Here is a 16,196-nt window from a genome sequence, read left to right as displayed (position 1 = left end):
AAAAAGATTTTTAGATTCACAGCAGAGAAGATTGTCGAAGCGGCGCCTTCTCGTTGCCGACATTTTATGCTTTCTGGAGCCGTTCCCGCCAAACATGCGGGAAACGGTTCGGAAGAAAATCCAATTGTTTTCCAAAAAGGAAGGATTTCATGGAAGACAAATCGAAAGGAAAGGATGCTCGATCCAGAAGGCCAATTTTTGAACCATTTAATGGGGGTGTTGATCATATATACAGGAATATTACTGTATCCCAGATTCAGTGAATATGAATTATCCGTGTTGCTGTCCGTGCTGAAGCAGGGGCAGAAACCAACGGTATATATTGGTTTGAATGATCAAGTGGTAAAAGGAGAGTCGGGGCTGCCGTGCGTTCCAGAGGCGACGGTGAATGAGGTGGATATCCGTCAACTGGACAGTCTTGTCCTGCCCGGCGTGGATGATTTTGCGCATTTGGTCGATCATCCGGATTTGACCGGCTTCCTGCGGAAATTCCGGAAAAAGGACATCGTGATCGGCGCCATATCCAGCGCCCCGTATCTGTTATCGATGAGCGGTTTGTTGGATGGGAGAAAGTATACGACCGGATTGACCGCCGATCAAAGAAAATTCCTCGGGACTTTTAACGGCGCCCATTATTTGGATTCGCCTGTCGTGATCGACGGAAATCTCATCACCGCCAAAGGACCGGCCTTTATTGATTTTGCCATCAAATTTGGCGAGATGCTGAACTTAAACTTCGACAAAAGGTGGTACATAAAGGAATAAAAAATATGGGATCGATCAACGGAGCGACGCTTAAATATGGGGCGTCGCTTTATTCAAGCCGAAGATTTGGCCGAAACCGCCGTCAAAATCTTTGATGAACGAACCCGGTTTCTCCCCCGTTGAATGCAGGAAAATGCCCGCGGGATTTTTGAGGCATGGTTTTCGGTTTTTTGCCGCAATCTTCTTCATAATCCGCTTTAATGGAAAACGGGGGCCCTCACTTTTTGATTAAAGGGCATTTGTATGCCGCTATTCTTCCGCGGCGGGCCCAAGAGATCCGTAAAAATCAAACGGGATGCGGAACATTCCCCGCATCCCGTTTGTGCGAGCTCAGGACGACAGCTTGAATCTGCCGACCAGTTCGTTGAGGTTGTCGGTCAGCTTGGACAGCTGATCGGAGCTTTTCGAGATTTCTTCCATCGAACTGGAGATTTGTTCGGCGGAAGCGGAAGTCTGCTGGATGCCGGCCGCCGATTCTTCGGCGATCGCGGCGATTTCCTGGATCGATCCGTTGATCTCCTGGCTGCTGGAGGCAATATCGGCAAGATTTCGCGAAATGGTTTGGATGTTTTCGGCCATTTTGCGGATCGATTCGTTGATGCTGTGGAATCTTTCTTTCGTAATCTCGATTTGGGCGGTCCCCATTTCCACTTCTTGATAGCCTTCCTGCAACGCCTCGGTCACGTTTTGGAATTCCTTTTGGATGTTTTGAATGATTTCCGTAATTTCGGAAACGGATACGGCCACCTGTTCCGCCAGTTTCCGGATTTCGTCGGCGACAACGGCGAATCCCTTTCCTTGTTCTCCCGCCCGGGCCGCTTCAATGGCGGCGTTCAAGGAGAGCAAATTCGTCTGATCGGCGATGTCCCGGATCAGGTAGATGAGTTTGTTGATTTCCTGGGCCTGGCTGTTCAGCATCTGCACTTTGTCGACGGTTTCCTTCATGATCCGGTCGATTTTTTCCATCTGTTTGGCGGAAGCGTCCATCAATTGATTGCCTTCGCCGGCCATTTCCAGGATTTCTTTCGAGGACTGCTCCATTTTTTCCCCGTGAAGGCTGGATTCTTGGACTTTTGCCGCAAAATCCTTCATCTTTTCGGACATTTCGCTGGAACTGCTGGCCTGCCTGCCCGAACCGGCGGCCAATTCCTCCATGGTTTGCGCCACTTGTTCCGCCCCGGTTTTCACTTCATTGGCCGAGTGGGCCAATTCTTCGCTGTGGCTGGAAATTAAAACGGATGCGCTGGAAATATTGCGGAGCATTTCCTTTAATTTTTCCGCCATGATGTTTACCGCTTCAGCCAATTGTCCGGTTTCATCCCGCGACCGGATTTCGATTTTTTCCTGGGTCAAATCCCCGTCGGCGAGGCGGATCATCTTTTCCGTCACGCGGCGGATCGGTTTGGAGATGTTGCCCGCGTATCTCCATACGATCAAAATTTCGAGGAGCAGCATGATTCCCGCCGTGATGGCAAGGAAGATAAGGATTTCATGGGCCGGCTGGTTAAAATCTTTCATAAAGGCGGTGACACAGATCGTCCATCCCCAGTTCGGTTCGGTTTCCGCATAGGCGATGACCTTTTCGGCCTTATTTTTGCCGGGCCGGGGGTAATCGAAATAAACGAAACCTCCGCCGTTATCCCCCGCTTTCAGGATCTCCCGGACAAATATTACGCCCTTCGAGTCCTTTCGATCCGACAAATTTTGGCCTTCTTTATCGGGGTGGGCGACGGCAACTCCATTTTGATCGAAGGCCATGATATGCCCGTCTTTTCCCAAATCAATCTTTTTGTTGACCGGCCGGATGCCGTTTTCATCTTTTTCCCCCAATATGGCGATTCTCACCTTTTCCTGGGCCTCTTCCAAGGGAATTTTTCCCTGTTCCACTTCATCGTTTAAGGCATTGATCATTTCGATCGTCATTTTCACGCTGTTTTTTAAATTGGTTTCGCCGACCGCATTCAGGCTGGTGGAAGTCTTGTAATATGTAAATACGGAGAAAATGACGGCGGGGACGGTCAAAAATAAAACGGCAAAGAAGATCAGCTTTGATTGAATCGATGACAAAAAGCCGAAGAAGGACTTGCGCTTCATGGAAATCACCTTTCTGTCTTTATTTTTCTTGCCGGATGCAATCCCCTTCAGTGGGCCGTCCTATGCGGATCAATCTTCCGGAAAACTTTCCGGGATCTGGGAATGGGGTTGAAAATCGCTTGACATTCTTATATTCGACAAAATTTGCCGAAATTCAACAATGTTTGCCGTTTTTTCGGGCCGGTTTTGCAAAATGTTTTACAAACTTTCAAGTTCTTGAAGTGGCATAAATGGAAAAATTTTTTCTGGCGCCCTGCCATATGTCATTCGGAATTTCCCGGTCTCGAACAAGCGGGCGGCGTTCGCCGTTTTCCCTACGCCGGCGTTTCTGCCGGTTCTTTTCCCGGCCCGCCACGTTCCTTTTTTCCATTTCCTGTAGAAACCGATTGACCGGAGAAGGAAAAAAGTAGTAAATGTAAAATGAGAATGATTCATTTTCAAGGAGGGATCGCGGATGAGTCTGCAGCGCCAAATCATGGAGGCTTTGCACGTCCGCCCGGTCATTGACCCGAAGGAAGAGATCCGAAAACGGATCGATTTCTTGAAGGAATACTTGAAAAAGACCGGCGCGAAAGGATATGTCTTGGGGATCAGCGGAGGACAGGATTCGAGCCTGGCCGGACGGCTGGCCCAGCTGGCGGTGGAAGAGCTGCGGAAGGAAAATTATCAAGCCGTTTTCGTCGCCGTCCGGCTTCCGTACGGGGTTCAAAAGGACGAAGAGGATGCCCGGCTGGCCTTATCGTTCATCAATCCCGACAAGGTGGTCACCTACAACATTTCCGATGCGGTCGATGCCTTTGACGGCCATTATTTGCAGGCGACGGGGGAAAAGCTGACGGATTATAACAAAGGAAACGTGAAGGCGAGAATGCGGATGATCGCCCAATATGCCATCGCCGGCCAGGAAGGGCTCCTCGTGATCGGTACGGACCATGCCGCCGAGGCGGTGACGGGATTTTTCACGAAATACGGCGACGGGGGTGCGGACATTTTGCCTTTGAGCGGCCTGACGAAGCGGCAAGGGAAAAGCCTGCTGAAGGAATTGGGGGCGGATGAACGGATTTACACGAAAACCCCGACGGCCGACCTGCTGGATGAAAACCCCCAACAGGCGGATGAAACGGAATTGGGGCTCTCGTACCAGCATATTGACGATTACCTGGAAGGCAAGGAAGTCCCGCCGGAAGTGAAGGAGAAGATCGAGGCGATCTATTTGCGGACGGAACATAAACGCCGTTTGCCCGCGACGATGTTTGATGACTGGTGGAAATGAAATAAAACCATCGTTTTCTCCATAGTGCTGTGACGAAGGGAAGAGGGGATATTATGGGTGAATGACAGGCTGTCATCAAAGCCATCACCGATGGCTGATGACAGCTTTTTTTTATAATTTCCGCTCGGCCGTGTTTATGTAAGAATTTTTAACATAATATTGACAAAAAATATAACATTTGTATATAATCATCATATAGGTTGGAAGGGAGGAAGGTGAATTTGAAGGAGAGCCAGATCCGCCGATCCATGCCGTTGTTTTCCATCGGTACGGTCATGAAGCTGACGGGCCTTTCCGCCAGGCAGATCCGCTATTACGAAGAACACCAACTGATTTCTCCGGCCAGGAGCGACGGCAAGCACCGCCTGTTTTCTTTGAACGACATCGATAAGCTGCTGGAAATCAAGGATTTGTTGAATCAGGGACTGAACATCGCCGGGATCAAGGAAGTTTTTTCCTTGAAGGAAGAGCAAAAGGAAAAGTTGGACCGGATCGAAAAAGAGAAGAAGGAAATCACCGAAAACGAACTGAGAAAAAGACTCCGGGAAGAAACGTTGCATCTCGGGAAAAATTACCAGTTTTCCATTCGCCAAGGGGAACTTTCCAGATTTTTACATTAATCCATGTCATGGAGGATTTTGCATATGGGCAAATACACGAGAGAAGATATTGAACGAATGGCAAAAGAGGAAAATGTCAAATTTATCCGTCTCCAATTCACCGACATTTTGGGGACCATTAAAAATGTCGAGATCCCGATCAGCCAGCTGCCGAAGGCCTTGGACAACAAGATTATGTTTGACGGTTCGTCCATCGAAGGATTCGTGCGGATCGAGGAATCGGACATGTATCTGTATCCGGATTTGGACACGTGGGTGGTTTTTCCCTGGACGACCGGCGACGGAAAAGTTGCCCGCCTGATCTGCGACATTTACACGCCGGAAGGCACTCCCTTCATCGGAGACCCGAGGGTGAATTTGAAACGGGTTCTCGAAGAAATGAAGGAACTTGGCTTTACCAGTTTTAACCTCGGTCCGGAACCGGAATTCTTCCTTTTTAAATTGGATGAAAAAGCGGAACCGACATCGGAACTGAATGATGCCGGCGGCTATTTCGATTTGGCCCCGACGGACCTCGGGGAAAACTGCCGCAGGGACATCGTCATCGAGCTGGAAAACATGGGGTTTGAAATTGAAGCCTCCCACCATGAGGTCGCCCCCGGCCAGCATGAGATCGATTTTAAATACGCCGATGTGGTCACGGCCTGTGACAACATCCAAACCTTCAAGCTGGTGGTAAAGACGATCGCCAGAAAGCACGGCCTCCACGCCACGTTCATGCCGAAGCCGGTGTTCGGGATCAACGGTTCCGGCATGCATAGCAATGTTTCCCTGTTCAAGGACGGGGAAAACGCCTTTTTCGACGAAAAGGGGAAATTCCAATTGAGCGAAACGGCGTACCAGTTTTTGGCCGGGGTATTGAAACACGCGCCGAACTTCACCGCGGTGACGAACCCGACGGTCAACTCCTACAAACGGCTGGTGCCGGGGTATGAAGCGCCCTGCTACGTGGCCTGGTCGCCGAAAAACCGGAGCCCCCTCGTCCGCATCCCTTCGTCCCGCGGCATGAGCACCCGTTTGGAAATCCGGAGCGTGGACCCTTCCGCCAATCCCTATTTGGCGATGGCGGTCATCCTGAAGGCGGGGCTGGATGGCATTAAGAACAAGCTGACGCCGCCCGATCCCGTCGACCGGAACATCTATGTGATGACGAAGGAGGAACGTCTGAAAGAAGGCATTGTCGATTTGCCGTCCACTTTGGAACAGGCCTTGGAAAATCTGAAATCCGACGAAGTCATCAAGGATGCCCTCGGCCCCCATATTTTGGAACGGTTTATCGAAGCGAAGGAGATCGAATGGGATATGTTCCGCGTGCAGGTGCATCCGTGGGAGCTGGAGCAATATTTGAAGCAGTATTGAGGGGCGATGGATTAATGTTTTCTTTGTGGGTGGTTCCGCCGGATGGTGGTTTGCCGGCGGAGACACCCGCGAAATTTTAAATTTATTTAGTTAATTATCGTATTTCCTTATGTTGTTCAGGATACATAAAAGATGCGGAACAAAAAAATGGCACGGCTGAGCCGTGCCATTTTTTCAGTTGCGAAGACGCCGGGCTTCATTGAGGAGAGATGAAACGCCGCATCTTGAAATGCCGTCATTCCTTGATGACCGGCTCCCGTTCAGGCAAGCCCCCCTACTGAATCGCGGCCGATGCTTGCTGCGGATGGGGGAAATTCCGAGGGGCGTTTCATGGCAGTCGGTTTTTTTCATATCGGATTGGATTCGGTTCGCCGCCTGTCCTTCGTTGACCGGCACGGAGGGCGGATTGTTCGGCGCGGCGCAGGAATGTCCGACGTGCGGTTTTTGCCCGACCGGAATGTCCAACATCCCTGTTTCCGCCGTGGAAGGATGATCCGGCATCAAGGGGAAGTGTCCGACATTTTGCAAAAAAGTCCAATAAAAGATTGGTATGTCCAATATCTTGGGTAAAACGTTCAACCTATGTTATGACTTTACAGGGGATTATCCGCCATTTCCTTCGGATCGTTCCATATCATAAAAAAACCGTCCGGCACCGTATGCGATTGTCCGTCATTTTCGATGATTGGTCCATCATTTTCACATTTATGTTCAACACGGGAAAAAATTTGTCCGTCATGAAAGGAAAAATGTCCATCATCCTGAAAAAAATGTCCATCACCGGACAAAAAATGTCCATCATCGCTCCCGGTGTCCATCATCGTCCGCGATATGTCCAAAATCCGGTCCCAATTGGTCATTGTCCGGCAACGATCCCGTTTTCGAATTGCCGCAGAATGCCCTTCAGCTGCGGCGGTCCATCCGTCCGCAAATCTTCCCGCAAATCATGAATGGGTCGCGGCGAAAAAACGGCGGATTCCCCGTCGGCCTTCCGGCGAAGCGAAACATGTGCCGATCCGGCCTTGCCCCGTCTCAGGACCGATTGTTTTTAACCCCGCCAGCGGGAAAAAAGCGGGCAGAGACGGGACATGGATGGAACCTCCGATTATTCTTGAACCCGGCGGCGGGAACAGGGTCCGCATTTCCCTTGCAAACTTTTCCCGGCCAGTTCCTCTTAAAACGCCGGATCACAGGAAATAAAGTTTGCATTATTCCATAATTTTGATTATTTTTAAAGAAAGGAATCCTTTTGTCGATTGTCGAATGAATACGTTGCGATCTTTATTTTTGGAGGGGACCCTGTGATTACGGAAACATTGCATCCCAAGCTCGGCGATATTATAGAAAACATCGAAAAAATCATGATCGGAAAACGAAAGGAAGCGGTGCTCTGTTTGACCGCCCTGTTGGCCGGCGGGCACGTTTTGCTGGAGGATGTGCCCGGTGTCGGGAAGACGAAGCTGGTAAAAAGTTTGGCGAAATCTGTCAACGCCCAGTTTAAAAGGATCCAGTTCACGCCGGACTTGCTGCCTTCGGATGTTTTGGGGGTTTCCATCTATAATCCGAAGGAAATGGAGTTCGAATACCGGCCCGGTCCGATTATGGGAAACATTATTTTGGCCGACGAAATCAACCGGACTTCCCCGAAGACCCAATCCGCCTTGCTGGAAGGGATGGAGGAAGGAAATATAACCATCGACGGGGTCACATATCCGCTCAAAAAACCGTTCTTTGTCATGGCCACGCAAAACCCGATCGAGTACGAAGGGACCTATCCCCTTCCGGAAGCCCAATTGGACCGTTTTTTGCTGAAAATGAAAATGGGCTATCCTTCCATTCAGGAAGAAGTGGAAGTCTTGACCCGCGCCCAGGCGGACGTTTCCGTCGAAGAACTGGAACCGGTGATCACCACCGATGAATTGCAGGAATATCAAAAGGAAATCCGGTCCGTTTTTGTCGATGAAACGATAAAGGAATATATCGTCCACATCGTCGCAAGGACGCGGAATCATCCCCACATTTATCTGGGGGTAAGCCCACGGGGTTCCATCGCCATCATGAAAGCCGCCCAGGCCTACGCCTTCCTCCACGGGAGGGAGTACGTCATCCCCGATGACATCCAGTTTTTGGCTCCTTACGTATTCGCCCATCGCCTCATTTTAAAATCGGAGGCCAGATACAACGGCATCACGGCGGAGCAATTGGTCAACGATGTCGTCCGAACCGTAAAAGTCCCGATCCAGAGGTACGGAAAATAATGAAAATGAAAGCGGTAAATCGCCATGTCATCGCCGGCGCGAAAATCATCGGTTTCCTGCTCTTGTTCTTTGCGGCCTTTTCCTATGGAATGTTTCAAGGCGGCTTTGTCTCCTGGTTTCTCTTTTTCAGCATCCTGCCCTTTGCCCTGTACGCCCTCTTCATCCTGTTTTATCCGGTTCAAAAAATTCAAGTGATGCGGGAGATTGCAAAGACGGATGTTTCCGAAGGGGAAACGGTCCGGATGAAAATGACCGTCCGTTTGCCCTTCCGTTCGCCCCTTTTCTTTCTCACCCTTTTGGACGAAATGCCGGAGAAACTGGCCAAAAGGGGGAGAACTCCTTACAAGACTTTGCTGTTTGCCTTCTTTAAAAAAGAGCTGGCCGTTCAGTACGCCATCCCGAATATCACCCGGGGGGAATACGTGTTTCCCGCCGTCCGGATATATGTGGCCGACTGGTTCGGATTCGTCGAAAAAAGCAGGCGGATTCCCTGCGAAGATTCTTTTCTCGTTTATCCCGCCGTTGTGGACATGGTTTACCGGCCCTTTGAAAATTATTTCGACCAGGGGATGGCGACGGTGCGAGACCAGGTGAAAAGGGATTCCACCATGGCCGTCCAATTAAGGGATTACCAGCCCGGCGACCGGTTTTCATGGATCCATTGGAAGGCCACCGCCCGGAGGAACGAATTGATGACGAAAGAGTTTGAACAAAGGCAAACGAACGATATCATGATCGTTCTTGATTGTTCGCCGAGCGGCACCTTTGATTTGGCGGTGAAATTTACCGCCTCCCTCATCCAGGCGGTGATCAAAAAGGGCGGCCAAGCCGGTTTGTATGCCTGCGAAAAGGAGCGGCACTATTTCCCCGTCCAAGGGGGAGTCTTTCATAAACAGGCGATGTTTTACTTTTTGGCAAAGGTGGAGGACGAATCGGCCATCCCATGGCACAAGCAGATTGAAAACGATCCGGTGATTTTTTTGCAGAACATCAATAAAATCTTCGTCACGACGGCCTTGCGGGAAGAGGACATCGAGGCCATAGGCAAAAATGTTTCGCCGCGGGGGGCGAAACTGTTGGTCTGCGTAAAAGGGAACGATGAACAAATTTCTCCCGGGGATACGAAAATGATGAATCTGGCGAAAAACCGGGGAATATTCGTAAAAATCCTGCGGGAGGAGAATTTTGCCAATGCCTTTGGCGGGGGGATGGACAGATGAGAACGCTGCGGGCAAACACGATTCTTTTTTGTGCGGCCGGTTTTTTGCTGCTTTGGGAATGGATGCGCCCCTTGGAAACGATCGGCGGCATTCACAATATGCCGGTTTTCCTCGTGTTCACCGGCCTCTGCTTTCTGTTTTTCCTCTTTCGCGTTCCCTTTCTTGTCCAGCTGGCCGCCGGCTCGGTTTACATTTTTTATGTGCTGAACCGGACCTTTGTTCATGAACCTTTTTTCACTTTCCAATGGGTCGGGTGGTTCGTCCAGGATGTCGCGGCGAACGTGAAAATCCTGTTCCGCCGGGAATGGACCGGGCAAAGCGACAGTTTCCGGACGCTGGAGTTTTTTCTGTTAATCTGGCTGATGGTTTACTTGCTCCATTATTGGTTTGTCGTCCGGAAAAAGATTCTCTTCTTTCTGTTGATGACCATCCTTTACATTGCCGTCTTCGACACCTTCATGCCCTATGACGGCAAATGGCCGATGATCCGCACCGTCGTTTTCGGCCTCTTCAGCATGGGGATGCTGTTTTTGGACCGCTGCGCGGAAAGGGAAGGGGTCCGCCTGAAAACGGGGCTGAAGGCGAAATGGGCGTTTTCTTTGGCGGTTCTCGTCTTTTTCAGCACGGCTTTCGCCTATATCATGCCGAAGGCGGACCCGATCTGGCCGGATCCGGTGCCCTATATCCAGTCCCTTTCCGGAGATGGCGGCCCGGGAAAGGGGAAAGGCATGTCAAGGGTCGGATATGATCCGGACGACCTCTTTTTGGGCGGGCCTTTTGCCCAGGATGAGGGCCTGGTTTTCCGGGTGAAAACGCCTATGCGGAATTACTGGGTCGTGGAAACGAAGGATTATTATACCGGAAAGGGATGGGCAACCGGCAAAGCAGACCAGATCGTTTATTTTTCCGGTTCTCCCACGGTGCGGGATATCGCTTCCGCCGAGTTGGTAAGCCAAAAATCCCTTCCGATCTATACAAGTGTGCTTCAGCGGAGATATGAAATCCACAGGGCGAAAATTAAAGCCTTCCCCACCTATTACCCCCACATCATTTATCCGCGGGGATTTGAATACTTCGATTTTTCCGGGGGCGTCTTTGCCTTCAATCAAACCACGGAAAAAGTCGTCGCGGGATTCGAGGATGACTATACCGTCGGGTACCGGGAACCGGTCTATGAGATCGATAAACTGAGGGCCGTTAACGATGAATCCGGTGTGAATTCTTTCCGCAGTTCCCGGGAAGGGTTCGAATTTTTGTTTCGATATACCCAGCTTCCCGGAAACCTTCCCCGGCGGGTGACGGATTTGGCGGCGGAGATCACCGCCCCTTATGATAACTGGTATGACAAGGCGAAGGCGATCGAACAATATTTAAAGGGTCCGGAATTCACCTATGACACCGCCGATGTCCCTTTTCCGGATGTGGACGAAGATTATGTGGACCAATTTTTGTTTGAAAGCAAAACCGGGTATTGCGACAACTTTTCGACGGCCATGGTCGTGCTGCTCCGTTCCGTCGGCATTCCGGCGCGATGGGTTAAAGGGTATTCGTCCGGGGAACTGGTCGATACGGAAGAAGGCGGGATCGGGGTTTACGAGTTGAAAAATTCTCACGCCCATTCTTGGCCGGAAGTCTATTTTCCGGAGGTGGGCTGGGTTCCCTTCGAACCGACGAAAGGGTTCACCAACCCGGCAAATTTCGTCTACAGCCAGGAAAATGCCGGTTCGGATACGCCGGAGCCGGAGGAGGAACAGACTCCTCAACAAAACCGGCCGAATGAAAGGAACAATGTTCCGGAACAGGGGCCGGACAATTCCGCCGCGGAAAATGGCGGGAGGAAGGGAACCGATCTTTCCGAATGGATGAAGGAACATCTGTTTTCTCTCATCGCTTCCGGAATCGCCCTCCTCCTGGCCGCCTTTCTTACCTATAAGTTCCGCCGGAAATGGCTGCCTTTTTGGTATGTTGCCCGATACGGAAGGAAAACGGACGCGAAAAATTTCGCCGGCGCCTATCTCGCCCTTTTGAAACAATTGGAGCGAAGCGGGATGAAAAAGGACGAAGGGGAATCGCTGCGCCAATATGCGGAACGGATCGACCGGTATTTCTCCACCGGCGATATGGAACGGCTGACCCGGTTGTACGAAAGGGTCGTCTATTATCCGCCGGCTTCGTTTGATGCATCGGCGGAATGGCAATTGAGCTGGAGACGGCTGTTGAAGATCTTGCGGTAGGTTTCATCCCCTTTTTCCAACAAATTCCTTTACAAATGGAAGGGATTGCCTTATAATGAATGCAGGTATTTTGTTATGCAAGATACTTGCATTCTTTTTTTGTCCATGTGATTGGTTAAAGCAAACAAATGTTCCTCGGCGGAACATAAAAGTGACGAGAGCGGAATGCGGCTTGGTTCCGTTTAATGTCTTTAAGAACCCGCCGACAAAGGAAAATGCAAAGGGGAATCGATGCGGTGAACAAAACACTTGAACTATTGATTAAGGCAATGCCTTTCCTGAGTGTTCTATTTATCCTGTTCGGCATGATTATGGCAGTCGCAGGCGCGATAAACCATAACGGGCAAACGGTTATTTTATCTTTCTTCATCATCTTGCAATCCGTACTTGCCCTAACCTATGCCAAGTTATTTCAAAAGATTTGGCAGAAATAGTCTTGCCCTTTTCGGTTCTTTCGTTTCATTGCCGGCCATTCGGCAAGGGCCCCACGTTTTTTAAGCGTTCCATTCGATTTATCAGATGAGCGACGTTGTTCTTTAACGGGACCTTTTATTTTACCCATCTATCTTGCATTGCCAAATAGTCGGTTCCGGAAATGGAAGGCCTTGGGCTGCACCTGCCTTGCTTCGCAAAAAAGCCGACGGAAACAACGGAGGGATGTGACATGTCGATCCGCAGCCAGTTGTTAAAAGGGGTATTGGATGGATGTGTCCTGGCCATCATCGGCAAACAACCGGTCTACGGCTATGAATTGTCCAAAAAGCTGCGGGAAGCGGGATTGGAAGACGTCAGCGAAGGCACGGTCTACCCGATCCTTCTCCGGCTGCAAAAAAACGGGATGATCCGCGGGGAGATGCATCCCTCCATGTACGGACCGAACCGGAAATATTATTATTTGACGGAGGAAGGCCGAAAGGCCCTCGTTGAAATTATGGAGGAATGGAACAAGATTTCCCGGCCGGTCGACCGGCTGTTCCGCGCATTCAAGCCGTGACGCCGGAAAGGGGAAGGCGCGGAAAATGGGGGAAAGCCGAGGCCCCGCACGGCCGGGCCGGCCCGGCGCCGGGTGAAGGGAAAACATGATCCGGGAAAATCGGGTTCCGGCGTTTAACCCGGGCCGCTCTCTCGCGAAACGGAGAACATCATCCGGAAAAAACGGCCGCAAAAAGTGTCACATGTCCGTGTTTCAGTTTGACGGAGGGGACAATGATGGTTAGCGCGAAAACGTTAATTGAAATCAACAATCGCAAAAGGAAGCTTTTGACCGAGGAAAATGAAAAATATTATTCCGATTTGCTGATCTACATCCGGAGCAACATGTCGGTTTCCGAGCGAGCCACCGAGGAAATCCTGCTGGAGATATTGGAGCACTTGCTGGAAGGGCAAAGGGAGGGAAAGACGGCGGAAGAGATATTCGGGAAGAATCCGAAGGAATACGCGGACGAAATTCTCGGGCTTTTGCCGAAGGAAAAGCTCACCGGATGGCTTTCCTTCATAGCCGTCGTCGCCGCCGATCTCCTCGGGATCGTTTTGATGATTTCCGGGCTGATCCTGTTCATCGTTTCCCAATTTCGGGAAGTGGACCCGGAAATTTTCCTGATAAAAGAACTCGTGGTTTTCCTCGTGAACCTGTCGATGTCTCTCGCCTTGGCTGCGGTCGTGTTCCGGTTCATCAAAAAATCCGTCTATTTGCAAAATGCAAAGGCGGAAAAGAAGTTTTCCCTGGAAATCTTTTTCATCGTGGGGACCGGCGGCGCTCTGATGATCGCCTTTACCGCCTTTTTCCCCGATTTCGGCCCGTCCGTCACCGTAAGCTGGCCCGTCCAGATCCTCGCCGGTTTTGTGATTTGGGCTTCGGTCCGGGTGGCGAAGAAAATTTTTGCGAATAAATAGATCGGTGAAATGAGGCTGTTCGCCGGGAAGAGGGAGGTGAATCTTTTCCGTCTTTCTTCCGTAAAAATTGTCGGAGTTTGCTGTCATTTGAAAAAGCGGGCAATATAAGGGAGGATTCGCATGCTGACCAGTCCGGAAAAAAGGATCTCGCCGAAAGCGTTGAAGGTTTGGAAAATTTACGGCGCCATTTTATCTTTAATTGTTTTCGCCCTTTCCATCGCCGCAACGGTCGCCATTTTTCTTTTGGATCTGCCGAAATGGATCATACCGATCCTCGTCGTTGTCGATATTTGTTTCCTTTTGATCGCCGTCTTTTTCGTACCGAAAATCCGCTGGGAAAGATGGCGCTACGAATTGCGCGAACAGGAAATCGAACTGCAGCACGGCCTGTTTGTCGTAAAAAGGACGCTGATCCCGATCATCCGCGTCCAGCACGTGGACACGAACCAGGGGCCGATCATGAAAAAATACCGCCTCGCCTCCGTCGTGATTTCCTCGGCGGCCACGACCCATGAAATCCCGGCCCTTGACGAAGATGAGGCGGAGGAGCTCCGAAAAACGATTTCCTATTTGGTGAGGGTGGTAAGGGAAGATGTCTGAAAAAAAGAGATTGCATCCCGTCGCCATTTTCATATCTTCCTTGCAAGGGATAAAAGATTTGATCTTTCCCTATGTCCTCGTCCTCATTTTCAACGGGTCCAAAGGGAATATAAAAACCAATTTTTTGCTCCTCCCCCTCCTCATCGTCCTTCTCACGGCCGTTTTCGGTTTTCTGAAATGGCTGACGTTCCGCTATTGGATGGAAGACGGGGAACTTCGGATGGAATACGGCGTCATCATCCGGAAAAAGAGGTATATCCCTTTGGAGCGGATCCAATCCGTGATCGTTTCCGAAGGCCTGTGGCAAAGGCTGTTCGGGCTGGCGAAGGTGCGGGTGGAAACCGCCGGTTCCAACGAGATCGGAAAGGCGGATGCGGAGTTGACCGCGATCACGAAAGAAGAAGCGGTCAAACTGCAGAAGGAGATCCGGTGGAAAAAAGAGAAGGGAACAGCGGAGGATCCGTCTCTTGGCGAAGCCGTTTCCCAAGACGGGGAGCCTGATTTGGAACATGCGGAAGACGAGGAATGGGAAACCGTTTTTACGATGAACATGCGGGAACTTTTTCTGCTTGCGGTTACCAGCGGCGGAGTGTGGGGGGTGATCGCCGCCCTCTTGGCCTTCGCCCAGGAATTGGATGATTTCATTTCCTTTCAATGGATCTACCGTGAAGCGCTGTTTTTCATCCATCAGGACATCCTCCTTGTTGCGACCTTCGTCATCCTCGTTTTTCTTGCCGCCTACCTGGCGGCCATCGCGCAGACGATGCTCAAATACGCCCATTTTACGGTGAAACGGGGGAAAGAGGAGCTTTTCATTTCCAGGGGGCTTCTGGAAAAAAGGCAGTTATCCGTTCCCGCCCACCGGGTGCAGGGAATCATGGTGAAAGAAAATATTATCCGCAAACTGTTCGGCTATGCCACCGTCGTTCTCGTCAGCGCCGGAACGAGCGGGGAAGACAAGTACGAGGTCAGCGGAGAGATCGTCATCTTCCCGCTCATCCGGAAAAATCAAATCGGCCGCTTCATCCGGGCCTGCCTTCCCGAGTATACGGTTGAAATCGGGTTCCGGCCGGCGCCGAAACGGGCGAGATGGCGGTTCATCATCAAACCGGTCCTTGTCTCCGTCCTTCCGGTTTGCCTGGCCGTCTGGTTTTTCCGGCCTTGGGGATGGGTCCTCCTGGTGCTCGTTCCCCTTTCCGCGTGGCTCGGCCACCTGGCTTACAGACATTCGGGATGGAATATTACCGGAGACCAGCTCGCCTTGAGAAGCTGGTTCGTCACCGCCCGGACCGCGTACCTGTTCCGGCATCGCATCCAATCCCTGGAGATATCCGTAAACCTTTTCCAAAAGCGGCAGAATTTGGGGAACATCCAGGCGAACATCAAATCGGGGATCGGCATTGCCGCGGGCCGCGGAAACAACCTGGACGGCGGGGATTTGCAAAAAATTTATCGCTGGTACAGCCGCACGTCCCGGGAGGCGTGAGGGTTTCCGCTGCGAAAATTTGGATTGGAGCGCCTCCGGTCTTATAGTTTCGGTGACTCAACATATGCGTTTCGGCTGCAAAAATTTAGCTTGACGCTGTTTCCCGATGTTGATAGACTAAATGCAAAGCATTTTATCACCGGGAACGGATTTTTCCGGAACCCGGAAAAACGGAATGGGTGCTCCAATCTTGTAAGAACCGCCAAAGGCGGCGGTCATCGATCCGCCGCAGAAAAACTGAATAGGCTGTCCAATCACCTTCATATAATCCCGATAATCGGTTCGGGAGTCTCTACCAAATCACCGGAAATGATTTGACTATGAAGGCAGATCCTGTATGTCTTTTTTTGGAAACATACTAGAATTCTGCCTTTTTCGCGGGATTCTAGTTTTT

At 50.8% G+C, this 16,196-nt stretch carries 13 protein-coding genes and 1 riboswitch; of the genes, 12 read left to right on the top strand and 1 reads right to left on the bottom strand.

Annotated features, from left to right (window positions below):
• Nucleotides 1-198: 198 nt before the first annotated feature.
• Nucleotides 199-765, top strand: coding sequence for a DJ-1/PfpI family protein (locus A3EQ_RS0101540; protein ID WP_020153426.1), 567 nt, complete (start codon nt 199-201; stop codon nt 763-765).
• A 330-nt stretch (nt 766-1,095) separates the two neighbouring features.
• Here A3EQ_RS0101540 and A3EQ_RS0101530 read toward each other — a convergent pair whose 3' ends face one another.
• On the bottom strand, nt 1,096-2,859 hold the full coding sequence (locus A3EQ_RS0101530) for a methyl-accepting chemotaxis protein (RefSeq protein ID WP_020153424.1): 1,764 nt from the start codon (nt 2,857-2,859) through the stop codon (nt 1,096-1,098).
• 454 nt (nt 2,860-3,313) lie between these two features.
• On the opposite strand from A3EQ_RS0101530, the gene nadE reads away from it, so the two are divergent.
• The 11 genes from nadE (at nt 3,314) to A3EQ_RS0101440 (ending at nt 15,802) form a co-directional block, all read left to right on the top strand.
• Nucleotides 3,314-4,132 (top strand): ammonia-dependent NAD(+) synthetase, encoded by an 819-nt coding sequence (nadE, locus tag A3EQ_RS0101515; RefSeq protein ID WP_026499651.1) that lies wholly within the window; start codon nt 3,314-3,316, stop codon nt 4,130-4,132.
• Nucleotides 4,133-4,353: 221 nt separating this feature from the next.
• Nucleotides 4,354-4,752, top strand: a complete 399-nt coding sequence (locus tag A3EQ_RS0101510) for a MerR family transcriptional regulator (RefSeq protein ID WP_026499650.1) — start codon at nt 4,354-4,356, stop codon at nt 4,750-4,752.
• Nucleotides 4,753-4,776: 24 nt separating this feature from the next.
• Complete coding sequence (glnA, locus tag A3EQ_RS0101505; RefSeq protein WP_020153419.1) at nt 4,777-6,111, top strand: type I glutamate--ammonia ligase; 1,335 nt, start codon at nt 4,777-4,779, stop codon at nt 6,109-6,111.
• 1,301 nt (nt 6,112-7,412) lie between these two features.
• Entirely contained in the window at nt 7,413-8,369 is a 957-nt protein-coding gene (locus A3EQ_RS0101480; RefSeq protein WP_020153414.1) for an AAA family ATPase, read from the top strand.
• A 5-nt stretch (nt 8,370-8,374) separates the two neighbouring features.
• Nucleotides 8,375-9,589, top strand: coding sequence for a DUF58 domain-containing protein (locus tag A3EQ_RS0101475; RefSeq protein WP_026499649.1), 1,215 nt, complete (start codon nt 8,375-8,377; stop codon nt 9,587-9,589).
• Nucleotides 9,586-11,823: a transglutaminase TgpA family protein gene (locus tag A3EQ_RS0101470; RefSeq protein ID WP_020153412.1), complete on the top strand. Its 2,238-nt coding sequence runs from the start codon at nt 9,586-9,588 to the stop codon at nt 11,821-11,823. The genes A3EQ_RS0101475 and A3EQ_RS0101470 overlap by 4 nt, the downstream gene beginning before the upstream one ends.
• A gap of 236 nt (nt 11,824-12,059) precedes the next feature.
• Nucleotides 12,060-12,257, top strand: a complete 198-nt coding sequence (locus tag A3EQ_RS0101465; RefSeq protein WP_026499648.1) for a hypothetical protein — start codon at nt 12,060-12,062, stop codon at nt 12,255-12,257.
• 230 nt (nt 12,258-12,487) lie between these two features.
• The gene (locus A3EQ_RS0101460) at nt 12,488-12,817 is read left to right on the top strand and encodes a PadR family transcriptional regulator (protein WP_020153410.1); all 330 of its coding nucleotides are present in this window, start codon (nt 12,488-12,490) and stop codon (nt 12,815-12,817) included.
• Between the two features lie 215 nt (nt 12,818-13,032).
• The gene (locus A3EQ_RS0101450; RefSeq protein ID WP_020153407.1) at nt 13,033-13,716 is read left to right on the top strand and encodes a DUF1129 family protein; all 684 of its coding nucleotides are present in this window, start codon (nt 13,033-13,035) and stop codon (nt 13,714-13,716) included.
• A 120-nt stretch (nt 13,717-13,836) separates the two neighbouring features.
• Complete coding sequence (locus A3EQ_RS0101445; RefSeq protein WP_020153406.1) at nt 13,837-14,316, top strand: PH domain-containing protein; 480 nt, start codon at nt 13,837-13,839, stop codon at nt 14,314-14,316.
• Nucleotides 14,309-15,802: a PH domain-containing protein gene (locus tag A3EQ_RS0101440; RefSeq protein WP_020153405.1), complete on the top strand. Its 1,494-nt coding sequence runs from the start codon at nt 14,309-14,311 to the stop codon at nt 15,800-15,802. The genes A3EQ_RS0101445 and A3EQ_RS0101440 overlap by 8 nt, the downstream gene beginning before the upstream one ends.
• 240 nt (nt 15,803-16,042) lie before the next feature.
• Nucleotides 16,043-16,143: riboswitch (purine riboswitch) on the top strand.
• Nucleotides 16,144-16,196 lie beyond the last annotated feature (53 nt).

This window comes from Caldibacillus debilis DSM 16016 (genome assembly GCF_000383875.1).
Classification (GTDB): Bacteria; Bacillota; Bacilli; order Bacillales; family Caldibacillaceae; genus Caldibacillus; species Caldibacillus debilis.
This window is presented reverse-complemented; position numbering and strand designations above follow the sequence as displayed.

Bases quoted from the DNA above. Each gene is read 5' to 3' on its own strand.
- A3EQ_RS0101445 (WP_020153406.1), top strand. From the start codon at position 13,837: ATGCTGACCAGTCCGGAAAAAAGGATCTCGCCGAAAGCGTTGAAGGTT.
- nadE (WP_026499651.1), top strand. From the start codon at position 3,314: ATGAGTCTGCAGCGCCAAATCATGGAGGCTTTGCACGTCCGCCCGGTC.
- A3EQ_RS0101460 (WP_020153410.1), top strand. From the start codon at position 12,488: ATGTCGATCCGCAGCCAGTTGTTAAAAGGGGTATTGGATGGATGTGTC.
- A3EQ_RS0101470 (WP_020153412.1), top strand. From the start codon at position 9,586: ATGAGAACGCTGCGGGCAAACACGATTCTTTTTTGTGCGGCCGGTTTT.
- glnA (WP_020153419.1), top strand. From the start codon at position 4,777: ATGGGCAAATACACGAGAGAAGATATTGAACGAATGGCAAAAGAGGAA.
- A3EQ_RS0101475 (WP_026499649.1), top strand. From the start codon at position 8,375: ATGAAAGCGGTAAATCGCCATGTCATCGCCGGCGCGAAAATCATCGGT.
- A3EQ_RS0101450 (WP_020153407.1), top strand. From the start codon at position 13,033: ATGGTTAGCGCGAAAACGTTAATTGAAATCAACAATCGCAAAAGGAAG.
- A3EQ_RS0101440 (WP_020153405.1), top strand. From the start codon at position 14,309: ATGTCTGAAAAAAAGAGATTGCATCCCGTCGCCATTTTCATATCTTCC.
- A3EQ_RS0101530 (WP_020153424.1), bottom strand. From the start codon at position 2,859: ATGAAGCGCAAGTCCTTCTTCGGCTTTTTGTCATCGATTCAATCAAAG.